9 protein-coding genes and 1 pseudogene are annotated in these 12,662 nt (G+C 71.1%); 2 read left to right on the forward strand and 8 right to left on the reverse strand.

The window, feature by feature from the left end; translation table 11 throughout:
- The 6 genes from ABS52_10295 to ABS52_10320 all read right to left on the reverse strand — a co-directional run bounded on the left by ABS52_10295 (nt 1) and on the right by ABS52_10320 (nt 8,010).
- Nucleotides 1-936, reverse strand: coding sequence for a proline dehydrogenase (locus tag ABS52_10295; GenBank protein ID ODT03262.1), 936 nt, complete (start codon nt 934-936; stop codon nt 1-3).
- Between the two features lie 151 nt (nt 937-1,087).
- Nucleotides 1,088-3,028 carry a hypothetical protein gene (locus ABS52_10300; GenBank protein ID ODT03263.1) on the reverse strand — a complete coding sequence of 647 codons (1,941 nt, stop codon included), beginning with the start codon at nt 3,026-3,028 and terminating at the stop codon, nt 1,088-1,090.
- Between the two features lie 2 nt (nt 3,029-3,030).
- The gene (locus ABS52_10305; GenBank protein ODT03280.1) at nt 3,031-3,339 is read right to left on the reverse strand and encodes a hypothetical protein; all 309 of its coding nucleotides are present in this window, start codon (nt 3,337-3,339) and stop codon (nt 3,031-3,033) included.
- Nucleotides 3,340-3,641: 302 nt separating this feature from the next.
- Nucleotides 3,642-4,208, reverse strand: coding sequence for a hypothetical protein (locus ABS52_10310; protein ODT03264.1), 567 nt, complete (start codon nt 4,206-4,208; stop codon nt 3,642-3,644).
- Between the two features lie 237 nt (nt 4,209-4,445).
- Entirely contained in the window at nt 4,446-6,596 is a 2,151-nt protein-coding gene (locus ABS52_10315) for a multifunctional fatty acid oxidation complex subunit alpha (GenBank protein ID ODT03265.1), read from the reverse strand.
- 133 nt (nt 6,597-6,729) lie between these two features.
- Complete coding sequence (locus ABS52_10320) at nt 6,730-8,010, reverse strand: acetyl-CoA C-acyltransferase FadI (GenBank protein ID ODT03266.1); 1,281 nt, start codon at nt 8,008-8,010, stop codon at nt 6,730-6,732.
- Nucleotides 8,011-8,433: 423 nt separating this feature from the next.
- On the opposite strand from ABS52_10320, the gene ABS52_10325 reads away from it, so the two are divergent.
- Entirely contained in the window at nt 8,434-9,837 is a 1,404-nt protein-coding gene (locus ABS52_10325; protein ODT03281.1) for a carboxypeptidase, read from the forward strand.
- Between the two features lie 19 nt (nt 9,838-9,856).
- A complete protein-coding gene (locus tag ABS52_10330) occupies nt 9,857-11,488 on the forward strand; it encodes a glycerol-3-phosphate dehydrogenase (GenBank protein ODT03267.1) in 1,632 nt (543 codons plus the stop codon).
- A 7-nt stretch (nt 11,489-11,495) separates the two neighbouring features.
- On the opposite strand, the gene ABS52_10335 is transcribed toward ABS52_10330, so the two are convergent.
- Together ABS52_10335 and ABS52_10340 are read right to left on the reverse strand one after the other, a co-directional pair.
- Nucleotides 11,496-12,107, reverse strand: coding sequence for a hypothetical protein (locus tag ABS52_10335; GenBank protein ID ODT03268.1), 612 nt, complete (start codon nt 12,105-12,107; stop codon nt 11,496-11,498).
- A 99-nt stretch (nt 12,108-12,206) separates the two neighbouring features.
- Nucleotides 12,207-12,662 (reverse strand): annotated as a pseudogene (locus ABS52_10340) (hypothetical protein).

Here is a 12,662-nt window from a genome sequence, read left to right on the forward strand (position 1 = left end):
CTACCGTCGCGCCGCCAGGCGCTCCTTGATGATGTTGCCGGTCATGAACGCGACGTTGGCGGGGCGTTCGGCCAACCGCCGCATCAGGTACGGATACCACTGCGTGCCGTAGGGGACGTACACACGCATGCGGTAGCCCTCGCGCACGAGGCGGTCCTGGAGGTCGCGGCGCACGCCGTAGAGCATCTGGAACTCGAAGCGGTCGGGGGCGATGTCCTGCTCCTTCGCAAAGCGCTTGGCTTCCTCGATGATCGCCTCGTCATGCGTGGCGAGCCCCGGGTACTTCCCTTCCGACATGAGGCGCTTCATGCCGGCCACGTAGCTGGCGTCGACGTCGCGCTTGTCGGGGAAGGCCACCGTCGCCGGCTCCTTGTAGGCACCCTTGCAGAGGCGCACCCGGCACTGCAGGTCGATGGCGCCGGAGATGTCGGCGGCCGTGCGCCGCAGGTAGCTCTGCAGGACGATCCCCACCTCGGCGGGGAAGTGCGGGTAGAGCCGTTCCCTGAACAGCTGCAACGTGCGTTCCGTGTAGTCGCTGCTCTCCATGTCGAGCCGCACGAACGAGCCGTGGTGCCGCGCCCGCTCGAGGACGCGGGAGATGTTCTCGATGCACAGCGCGTCGGAGATGTCCTGGCCCATCGCCGTGAGCTTGCACGAGACGTTGGCGTCCAGCCCCTCGGCGGCGATGCGGTCGAGGAGCTCCACGTAGTGGTCGGCGGTGGCGCGCGCCTCGGTCGCGGAGGTGACGCTCTCCCCGAGGAGGTCGAGCGTGGCCGTGATCCCCCTGGCGTTCAGGGCGCGCACCGCGGCCACGGCGTCGTCGATGGTCTCGCCGGCCACGAAGCGATTGGCGAACCGGCGCGCGAGCCGGTTGTTCCGCACGAAGCGGAAGATCCCTTGCCGATGCGAGAGGAAGAGGAAGGTCTGACGAAGCATTACCAGGGTGAACGTCCCCGTTGGGAGCGCGGTGCCCGCCGGGGGTGAGAGGGGCGTGGAACCGACACGCCGGCCGCGCGACGCGCGAAATATACGTGGCGTCGCAGGCGGAGGCGCCTTGCGCCTGCGGGGCTCGGCGGCACCGCCGCCGTCATCGCACGATGACCAGCCCCACGTCGCCGGTGAACTCGTCCTTCACGCGTGCCAGGTTCACCGGGACGTCGAGCTCCTCGCGATTGAGGCGGAGGTTGACGCGATGGATGCCCGGCGTGACGTGGTAATAGCCGCGCCATACGCCGTCCGGCTGGCGGATGAGGGGGACCGGAACCCACTCGGTGAAGTCGGCCAGGAGCTCGACGCGCTGGATCCCCGGCGCCCAGACGCGGATCTCGCGCAGCGAGAGCGAGTCGAGCGAGGGGCCGATGACGAGCGCGAGGCGCTCGGTGATCGGGAGCGCGGGGCGCTCGGGCGGCGGGGGAAGGACGGGGCGGCGCGCGGCGCGGCGCAGCGCGGGGAACTTCCCGTTCGGGAGGCGCAGGGCGATGGCGGCATAGCGCGCGCCAGGGAGCCCCTGGATGAGGTCGACCGGGTACTTCCCCACGCTGGCGGTGGCGAGCGTCCCGGCGAGCAGGGGCCAGGTGGCCGTGAACGAGCCCCAGGCCACGGTGCCGCGCAGCGCCTCGCCCACCCGCACACCTAACGAGGCATCGTAGGTCACGCGCCCGCGCGTCCACGAGACGGCCGCCTCGTTGTCGCCGAGCACGTCGCCGTACTGCAGCTGCATGGGGGTCGTGGTGAAGGAGACCACGGCCTGGCCGACGCGGGCCCACCCGCCGGCGTCCCCCAGCACGGTGGTGCGCCAGGCGTAGCCGTCGAAGGTGCGGGTCACGGCGGCGCCACCGCGGACGGCATACTGGTCGTGCTGCAGGTGCAACCGGGCCTGCCCCAGGAGCTGCAACGTGGGCATGAAGCCGTGCTGGGCGGTGCTGGTGGTGTTGAACGACAGCTCGCCGCGGACCGAGCGGAACCAGGGGCGCAGCAGGCCGCTGGTGGGGATGGCGGCGGAAAATCGCGAACCGGTGAGCCCCCCCTGCATGGACCAGCGCCCATCATTGAACAGCGAGACGAGCCCGGTGGCGAACAGCGCCCCGGCCGGGCGCTCGACGGCGACGGTCTCGGTGAGCGTGAGCGCCCCCAACGTGAGCCCGTTGTCGTAGGCGACGGTGGCGAACCCCACGTCGCGCGTGCGCACCGGCGCCTGCGCACCGAGCGGCGGGACAGCGAGGACGAACAGGCACCAAAGCAGTCGCGCGGCGGGGCAGGGCGCCCGCGGCGCGGCCGGCGCTTCCGCAGCTCCAGAGGCCGTGCTGGCCCCCTGCACCGCCCCGACGGCGGTCGGATTGAGCGCTGGATCGGCCACGCGAGTCGTACCGCGAACCGAAGGTAACGCACTCCCCGGAGCCCCGCCATCGGCGCTGGTCGCGCTGCTGGCAATCTGCTGCACGAGGCCGTGCCCCCGCAGCGACGCCGCCGTGGCCGCCGCCACACCACCGGAGATGTCGCGCTCGACATCCTGCCGGAACTTGGCGAACTGATCCTCGGTCGCCGACGCCAGCACCAGGTCGACGATGACCGGCGAGATGGTGTCGGCCGGGACGCCACGGTTGACGAGGTAGTTCATGACGTCGAGTGCCATGGCGTAGCGCACGCCGCTCCGGGCCGAGCGCAGGCGCTCGAGCTCGCGAACCTGCACGCCGTTGCGCAGCGCGTGGGCTCCCGCGACCACTTCGGCGTCGGGCGACCCCGGCCCCAGCGCCTGACGAGCGCGCCGGAGGTCGTCCGCCCACCCGCGCACCACCGAGATGATGACGGAGCCACTGGCCCGCTTGCTCGCCCCTTCGAGCGCCTTGTCGACCAGCGTCTCGGTGGGAACGCCGGCCTTGCGGGCGCTCGCGATGATGGCGTCGACGGCCTCGCGCGTCTCCCGATCGAGGCGCGCCGTCAGGCGCGGATCACCGCCGGCCTGCGCGTTGAAGGCGCTGAGCGTCAGGACGCTGGTGATGGCCAGCGCGAACCGAGGGAATCTCCGCATGGTCAGTTCCGGCGCTCGACGGTGATGACCGAATTGGCCGAGCCGAATTCGCTCGACGTCTGCGGACGCGTGGGATCGGTGATGCGCAGCTTGCCGTCGACCTCGAACTGGTACTCGTAGCGTCCCGGCGTAAGCGGGACGGTGACCGACCAGGCGCCGTCGGGAGAGACGCGCTCCATCTTGAAGCGCGACGCATCCCAATCGTTGAAGTCGCCCACGACCGACACCGACGCCGCGCTCGGGGCGACGAGGATGAACTGCTGGGCGACGGGGGCGTTCTCGTCGACGGCGACATCGGCAACCGGGACCAGGGCGGGCAGGCGGCCGCGGTCAGCGACCGCCGCACGCGAGCCCGCGCCAGGCTCGACGAGGTTCATCGCGACCACGCCGACGAGCGCCGCCGCCGCCGCGAGCCCCGCCACCTGCGAGACGGAGAACGAGACGGTGCGGCGGTACCACGGGCGCGCGGTGGCGCGATGCACCCCGATGGGAATCACCGCCGGCTCGATGGCCGCCATGACGCGCGCATCGAAACGCGCATCGAGCGCCACCGGGTGCTTCAACTCCCGGGCGATCTCGGCAATGAAGGGGTCGAACTCGTCGTCGTGAACCATCACCGTTGCACCTCTTGCAGGAGCGCCCGCAGGCGCTCGCACGCTCGCTTGACCCGCATCTTGAGGGCGGAAACGCCCACACCGGTGAGCTCCGCCATCTCGTCGTATCCCAGCTCTTCCACGTGCTTCAGGAGGAAGGCCTCGCGCTGGTCCTCCTCGAGCATCAGCAGCGCGCGCTGGATCTCCTCACGCCACGCCGACCGATCCTCCGGGTGCTCCTCGGAGGCATCGAGGAGTGCGACGTCATCACGGATGAACGTCTTCTCCCGCCGCCCCCGCCGAGCCCCCGCCGTCCGACACCGATTCGCCAGGATGCGAAAGAGCCACGAGCCGAACCGCGCCGGGTCATCGCACTTGGCCAACGACCGATAAGCCCGGAGAAAGGCATCCTGCAGCGCCTCCTCCGCGTCCTCCCGGTTGCCGAGCATGCGCGTGGCGAACCGCGCGAACTGCGCCCGGTAGCGTCCGACGAGGATGGCATAGGCGGCGGTATCACCCGCCAGCACCTGTGCCACGACCTCGGCGTCGCCGTCGTTCTCTAGTGGTAGACCCTGCGAAATCGCCATTCGTCAATTTCAGGAAATACGCCGCCGGACACAGCCGTGCAAGCCATTGTAACGTAATGACTTAACGTCATACACCGGCAGGACTTTCTCAAGCGCATCGCCGAGGAATCGCCCCGGGCCGCACCCCTCGCGATCCCGGGCGCGGCCACACACAGAAGACAATCTGGCGCCCTCGAACCCTGAGGTCGAGGGCGCCGCCGCGAGGTGACGGACGTCGTTAGGCGAACGTGCGCCGCATCACAGCCCGCCCGGCCCGTGCGCATGGAAGCGCCCCCCGCGCCGCGCCACCTGCACCAGGAGCTCGGCCGGCGCGAAGCGCCCACTAAAGCGGGAATTCAGCTCTTCCAGCTGGTCGACGACCCAGCCGGCCCCGACCGCATCGACGTAGCGGAACGGCCCGCCACGGAAGGGCGGGAAGCCGATCCCGAACACGGCGCCGATGTCGCCGTCACGGGGCGACGCGATGATCCCGTCCTCGAGGCAGCGCACCGCCTCGTTCACCATCCCCAGGACACAGCGCTGCTGGATCTCCTCCGCCGCGACGGCGATGCGCTGCGATCCACCGGGAGTGAAGGCGTACACCGTCGCGTCCACACCCCCCTTCTTCCCCTTGTCGTCGTAGCGGTAGAAGCCCTGTCGCCCCTTCCGTCCCAGGCGCCCGGACTCGACGACCGCGCGCAGCGTCGCCGAGGGGGCGAGCCGCTCGCCGAACGCCTCGAGGAAGATCGCCCCGGACTTGCCCGCGATGTCGAGCCCCACCTCGTCGAGGAGGGTGATGGGGCCCACCGGGAAGCCGAAGTCGAGGAGCGCCGCGTCGACGGCGTCGATCGCCGCGCCGCCGTCAATCAGCCGTCCCGCTTCGTTGAGGTAGGGGGCGAGGATGCGATTGACGTAGAATCCCGGCGCATCCTGCACGACGATCACCGTCTTCCCCAGCTTCTTCCCGTACGCCACGGCGCTCGCCGCCACCTCGCGCGACGTCCGCGCATGCACGATGACCTCCAGGAGGGGCATCTTGTGCACGGGGGAGAAGAAGTGCATCCCGAGCACCCGCTCGGGGCGCGACGACGCCTGGGCGATGCGCGTGATGGGAATCGTGCTGGTGTTGGAGGCGATGATGGCGTGTGGCGGGACGACGGCCTCGACCTCGCGGACCACCGCCTGCTTCACCTGCAGGTCCTCGAAGACGGCCTCGATGACGAGGTCGACGTTGCCGAAACCGGAGTAGTCCACGGTCCCTCCCGCCAGGAGCAACTGGTCGGCCATCTGCTGGCGGGTGAGGCGCCGCTTCGCGACGCCCTCCTCGAGGACGGCGCGAATGGCGCCCAGTCCCTTGCCCACGCGGGCCAGGTCGGCGTCCTTGAGCCGCACGAGCGTCCCCTGCTGGACGGCGACCGAGGCGATGCCCGCCCCCATGAAGCCCGCCCCGAGGATGCCCAGCTTCCGCACGGCGGCCGTCGACACGGGGGGGTCGCCGACGCCGCTGTCCTTCTTGAGGGCCGTGGTGGCGAAGAAGATCCCGATCAACTCGCGGGCCACCGGGGTCATCGCCATCTCGCCGAAGAGCCGCGCCTCCTCGCGATACCCCTTCTCGGCGTCCTGGAAGCCGGCCGCGATCGCCTCCAGGGCCGCCAGCGGCGCCGGGTAGTTTCCGCGCGTCCGCGCGAGCGTCATCTCGCGCGCCTTGCGCATCACGAAGGCGCGGCCGAGCGGGTTCGCGTCGAGCAGGAGCGTGCTGGCATCGCGCCGTCGCGCGTCGGGGTTGCGGTCGCGGACGCCATCGGCGATCTCGCGCGCGCGCTGCGCCGCGACCTGGCGCAGGATGGCGGGGTGCACCACCTCGTGCACGAGGCCGATCTGTGCCGCCTTGCGCGCGCGGACGTTCTTCCCGGTGAGGATCATGTCCAGCGCCGCCTGCAGTCCCACGGTGCGCGGCAGGCGCTGCGTCCCGCCGGCGCCGGGAAAGATCCCCAGTTGCACCTCGGGGAGGGCGAGGACGGTCCTGGGGTGGTCGGTGGCGATGCGGTACGCGCAGGCGAGCGCCGCCTCGACCCCGCCCCCCATGCACGCCCCGTGGATCGCCGCCACGACGGGGACGCGCAGGTGCTCGAGCCGGTCGAGCATCGCATGCCCGTCGCGCGACGCCTTCTCCGCCTGGGCCGCCGATGTCCAGCGCAGGAACTCCTCGATGTCGGCACCGGCGATGAACGCATCGGCCTTTCCCGAGATGAGCACGGCGGCACGGACCTCGGGATCGCCCTCGAGGCGATCGAACAGTGCGAGGAACTCGTCCTTGACCGGCTGCGAGAACTTGTTGACCGGCTCCCCGGGGAGGTCGAATACCACGACGGCGACGCCGTCCTCCACGGTCAGCGATAGCGCACTCATTGGGACCTCACGAGAGGACGAGAAGACGAGAGGACGAGAGGACGAGACGACGAGAAGAGGAGACACCGAGCGGCCGGCGTCAGGCCCGGCGCCGCCTCGGTGCTCCTCGTCTTCCCGACTTCCCCTCTTCTGTTCACTGCCTCTCCACCACCATCGCGAAGCCCAGCCCGCCGGCCGCGCAGACGGTCATCAATCCGAACTGGCCACCACGGCGTGCGAGCTCGTTGCACAGGGTGGTGGTGATGCGGGCGCCGGTGGCGCCGAAGGGGTGGCCGATGGCGATCGAGCCACCCAACACGTTGAGGCGATCCGGGTCGACCTCGCCGACCGGTTCGGCGAAGCCGGCGCGCGCGGCCCACTCGCGCGAGGCCAGACCCTTGATGTTGGAGAGGACCTGGGCCGCGAACGCCTCGTGCATCTCCACGAGGTCCATGTCGCGCAGGGCCAGCCCCGCGCGCCGGAGGGCGACCGGGGCGGCGAGGACGGGAGCCATCAGGAGCTGCTCGCCCGGATCGAGCGCCGCGTAGGCGTACGACCGGATGAACCCTAACGGTTCGTAACCCAGTGCCCGCGCGCGCTCCTCGCTCATGAGGAGGACGGCGGCGGCGCCATCGGTGAGGGGGGAGGCGTTGCCGGCCGTGACGCTCCCGTACCGCCGGTCGAAGACCGGCTTGAGGGCGGCCAGCGCCTCGGGCGTGGTGTCGTCGCGGATCCCGTTGTCGCTGGCGAGCACGGCGTCGTAGCGGGGGGGCGCCCACACCGGGGCGATCTCCCTCGTCAGGCGCCCGTCGGCGGTCGCCGCGCTGGCATTGCGGTGCGAGCGATACGCCAGCGCGTCCTGCTCGGCGCGAGGGATGGCATTGATCTTGGCCATCTTCTCCGCGCTCTGCCCCATCGTCTCTCCCGTGGTGGGCTCGGCAATGGCGGGGGTGACCGGGACGAGGTCGCGCGGGCGGATACGGGCGAGTGCCCGGGCGCGCTGGGCGAGCGACTTGGCCCGCGACGCCGCCACGAGTGCGTCCGCGAAGCCCCGCGAGTGGAGGATCGGGACGTTCGACAGCGACTCGGCGCCACCGGCGATGACCACGTCGGCGTGCCCGAGCGCGATCTGGTCGGCGCCGTCGGTGATGGCCTGGTTGGCGCTCGCGCAGGCGCGGCTCACCGAGTGCGCCTGCACCCCCTTGGGGAGATGCGGGATCAGCGAGACCTCGCGGGCAATGTTCGGCGCCAGCACCGAGGGGACGACGGTGCCGAAGACCAGCGCATCGACGCTCTCGCCCTCGAGGTTGGTGCGCTGCACCAGCTCGGCGACGCAGAGGCGCCCGAGCTCGATGGCTGAGAGCGACTTGAGGGCCGTCCCCGCTCGGGCGAAGGGGGTGCGGACCCCGGCAACGATGGCGACTCGGCGGGGCATTCTGGAGACGGGGGACGGGAGACGGGAGACGGGAGACGGGAAGCGGGAATTGGGCGTCGCGAGGGCTAGGGGAATATTGCATGGGGAGACGGGAGGCGCACGCCGCGCGCTCGATGAGCGGCTGGTCCAACCGGTCCGCTCCAGCGGGGAGTGGCGGGCGTGCGTTCTAGCGGTGAGCGCGGCGCAGCGGCATGATGCGCCACGAGACAGAGTCCCCTCACTTCCCGACGAGCGATGCATCACGGCCTTCGCCTACTTCCGACTGCCCTCCTCTTCACCGCCCTCCCCCTGAGTGCGCAGGCGCGCGCGGCGCAGGGGCCTCCCCCCCAGGATCGCGCGGCGCAGGAGCGCCCTGCAACCGAGCGCCCCGCAGCGGCGCCCGCCCCCTCGGGGCGGCCGGCAGCGGACCCCGCCTCGGTCCGGATCATCGCCGACACGGCGATCCGCTCCAACGACGTCGTGACCATCAAGGGGAAGTCGGTCCCCTACCGGGTGACGGTCGGGACGCAACCGGTATGGGATGACAAGGGGGCACCGATCGCCTCGATGTTCTACACCTACTACGAGCGGAGCGACGTCACCAACCGGGACGCGCGTCCGCTCGTGATCTCGTTCAACGGCGGCCCCGGCTCGGCCTCCGTGTGGATGCACATCGCCTACACGGGGCCCAAGCAGCTCCGCATCGACGACGAGGGGTATCCGGTGCAGCCGTACGGCGTGCAGGACAACCCCAATTCGATCCTCGATGTCGCGGACATCGTGTACATCGACCCCGTCAACACCGGCTTCTCGCGCATCATCGGCGACGCCAAGCGCGAGCAGTTCTTCGGTGTCAACGAGGACATCACCTACCTGGCCCGGTGGGTGGATGCCTTCGTGACGCGGCAGGGGCGCTGGCCGAGCCCGAAGTACCTCATTGGCGAGAGCTACGGGACGACCCGTGTGTCCGGGCTGGTGGGGCGCCTCCAGTCCGCGCACTGGATGTTCTTCAACGGGGTGATCCTCGTCTCGCCGACGGGGCTCGGGGTGGAGCGCGACGGCCCCGTGGCCGCCGCATTGCGGCTGCCGTATTTCGCGGCGACGGCGTGGTACCACAAGGCGCTCCCGGCCGACCTGCAGGGGCGTGACCTGGAGCAGCTCCTCCCCGAGGTCGAGAGCTTCACCATCGAGAAGCTGCTCCCGGGCATCGCCCGTGGCGGGTCGCTCCCGGCGGCGCAGCGCACGGAGTTGGTGAAGCAGTTCGCGCGCTACAGCGGCCTGTCTGAGAAGGCCGTGGGCGAGTACGCGATGAACGTCCCCACGCAGTTCTTCTGGAAGGAGCTGCTGCGCGATCGCGGCGTGACCGTCGGGCGCCTGGACTCGCGCTATCAGGGGCTCGACCGCACCGACGCCGGCGCGGCGCCCGACTTCGACCCTGCCCTCACGGCGTGGAACCACGCCTTCGCCCCGGCCATCAACCACTACCTGCGCGACGTCCTCAAGTTCAAGACCGACCTGCAGTACTGGCTCTTCGGCCCGGTGAACCCGTGGAACCGGTCGGGCGACCAGACGGGCGAGCAGCTGCGCCGCGCGATGTCCGAGAACCCGTACCTCCACCTGATGGTGCAGTCGGGTTACTACGACGGCGGGACGGACTACTTCAACGCGAAGTACTCGATGTGGAACCTCGACCCGGCGGGGCGCGTGCAGGACCGGATGTCGTGGAAGGGGTACCGCTCGGGGCACATGATGTACCTGCGCAAGGAGGACCTGGCGACGTCGAACGAGGACATCCGCCAGTTCATCGCCCGCACGACGCCGAAGGCCGGGCAGCCGGCTCGGCGTTAGGCACCGGGGCGGCCCCGCGATGTCGCCCTCCCCGCCGTGGCGCGCCGCCGCGCTCGACACCCTCGAGCGCGAGCGGTTCGACATCCTCGTCATCGGCGGGGGGATCGTGGGGTGTGGGGTCGCGCGTGATGCCGCGCTGCGCGGCCTGCGCGTGGCCCTCGTGGAGAAGGACGACTTCGCCAGCGGGACGTCGAGCCGTACGTCGCGGCTGGTGCATGGCGGGGTGCGCTACCTGGAGCACGGGCACCTGCACCTCGTCTTCGAGTCGAGTCGCGAGCGGCGCCGGCTGTTGCGGCTGGCGCCGCACCTGGTCCGCCCCCTCCCGTTCACCTGGCCGGTCTACGAGGGGGCGCGCGTCGCCGAGTGGAAGCTCCTGGCCGGGCTCACGCTGTACGACGCCCTCGCGCTCTTTCGCAACGTCGGCAACCATCGCAAGCTGACGCGCGAGGCGGTGCTGGCGCGCGAACCGGGACTGTCGCCCGAGGGGCTGGTCGGGGGGGCGACCTACTGGGACGCCTCGACCGACGACTCGCGCCTCACCCTGGCCAACGCGCTCGGCGCCGCGGCCGCCGGGGCGACGGTATTGAACCACGCGGCGGTCACTGCGCTGACGCGCGCTGCCGGGCGGGCGACCGGAGCGATGGTGCGCGATGACGGCACCGGACGCGAGGTGACGGTGCATGCCCGGGTGATCGTGAGTGCAGTGGGCCCGTGGACCGACGCCCTGGAGGCGCTCGAGGGCGGGACGCGGGGACACGCCGTCCTCGGATCCGCGGGGGTCCACGTCGCGGTGCCACGGGACCGCGTGGGGAACCGCGATGCCGTCACGCTCGTGGCGCCGCAGGACGGGCGGGTGATGTTCGTCCTCCCTGCCGCCACGCACACGATCATCGGGACGACGGAGACCGCGGCCCGTGGCGGCCCCGACGAGGTCCGCGCCACGCGCGAGGAAGTCCGCTATCTCCTCGAGGCCTGCAACGCGAACTTCCCCGCGGCCCGGCTGGGCGACGAGGACGTGGTGGCGGCGTGGTCGGGGATCCGCCCGCTGGCGGCCACGCTGGCCGAGGGCGACGCGGGGAGCGCCTCGCGCGAGCACACGATCGCCACCGGCCCGCTCGGGATGCTGGTGGTGACGGGCGGCAAGCTCACGACGTACCGGGCGATGGCCGAGGACGTGGTGGACCGCGCCTGCGAAGCGTTAGGCGAGCATGAGCGCCCGGGACGCCCGCACCGCGAGGTGCTCCTTCCCGGGGGGGCCATGCGCTCGCTCTCGGCAACCGAGCACGAGGCGGCGGCGGCGGTGGGCGATGCGGCGGTCGCGCGCCGCCTCGCGGGGGCCTACGGGTGCGACTGGCGCGACGCGTGGCGACCGACGCGCGACGACCCGGCGCTGCGCGAACGCATCGACCCGGCCCTCCCCTACACGATGACCGAGCCGTTGCACGCCATCGCCCGCGAGAGGGCGGTGACGTTAGGCGACATCGTGATCCGGCGTACCCACCTGGCGTTCGAGACCCGCGACCACGGCGCGGCGGCGGCCCGGCGCATCGCCACCCTCCTGGCGGCGCGACTGGGGTGGGACGCGCGGCGCCAGCGCGACGAGCTGGCGCGCTACGAGCGCGAGGCGGAGCGGGTCTTCTCGGTCGACTGAGCCGGGGTCAGGCGCCCCGCATCCGGGCGCGCACGGCCCCGACGAAGCGCGCCGCATCGGCCGGGTGGAACTGCGACAGGAGCGGGGTGCCGTCGGTCTCGAACTCGTCGAAGGTCCAGGCCGGCTTTTTCACGTAGTCGAAGCGGATCTCGCCCTCCTCGTAGCGCACGCCGCGCAGCGAAGCGACGGGGAAGCCGCGCGCCTTGTCGAAGACCTCGCTCAGGGCTCCGGTCACCCCCTTCTCGACGACTCCCTGCACCACCTGGCCGATCGCGGACTCCTGTGGACGCTGCTCGTCCAGCTTCGCCTCGAGCTTCTGCCTCACATGCTGCCGGACCGAGTCGGAGAAGGCAACGACCACCGAGTCGTGGCGCAACGCCATCACCATCGTGCCGTTTCGCGTCGACATCGACACGCTTCCGTCGGGTCCTTCGGCAAAGGTGGGGCGGCTGGTGCGTGCCAGCGATTCCCCGGTCGCCGCCGTGGCGCGGTCTGGGGCCGAATCGGACGAGAAGGAGACGCTGACCCCACCGCTGCTGGGACGGGCGCTGACCTTGGCGTCGCAGGCGCCGGCGAGCACGCAGGCGGCGATCACGGGGAGGAAGCGGGTAGGCGACATGGTTGCTCCGGGGGAATCGTGTGAGCCAAGGTCCCTACGTACGACGCGCGCCGGGGGTTACACCCCGGCGCGCGTCACCTGCGGGAGGACGGGATCGCGCTAGCGGATCATGTAGCGCCGGGTGAAGACCAGCACCGCCCCGTAGCGGGAGGTATCCAGCGCCCCTCGCCCGGAGGTGGCGGCCATCCCCAGCTCCATGTCGCGGTAGGCGACGATGGCCTCGATGTCGCTCGACGAGATGGCGTCGACGCGGAGGTTGACCGGGATGCCGTCGACGAAGACCTGGGCGCAGCCATTGGTGCCGGAAAAGCGGAGGCACCCGCTGGGCGGGTTGTACCACTGGAGCCCCGAGAGGCGCCCGTCGCGGACCAGGTCGCCCAGGGAGAAGGCGCGGTGGCGCATCTCCTCGATGTCGTCGGGGCCGAGGAAGCGCTGCATGCCGCCGACGACGGCCGAGCTGAAGACGCGCCGCACCTCGGCGGCGACCACGTCCTTGACGCTCATCTCGGCCGCCTTGCCGGCAAGGTAGATCGTGTCGCGCCGCGTCTCGTCCTT

The sequence above is a fragment of the Gemmatimonadetes bacterium SCN 70-22 genome, from assembly GCA_001724275.1.
Taxonomy (GTDB): Bacteria; Gemmatimonadota; Gemmatimonadetes; order Gemmatimonadales; family Gemmatimonadaceae; genus SCN-70-22.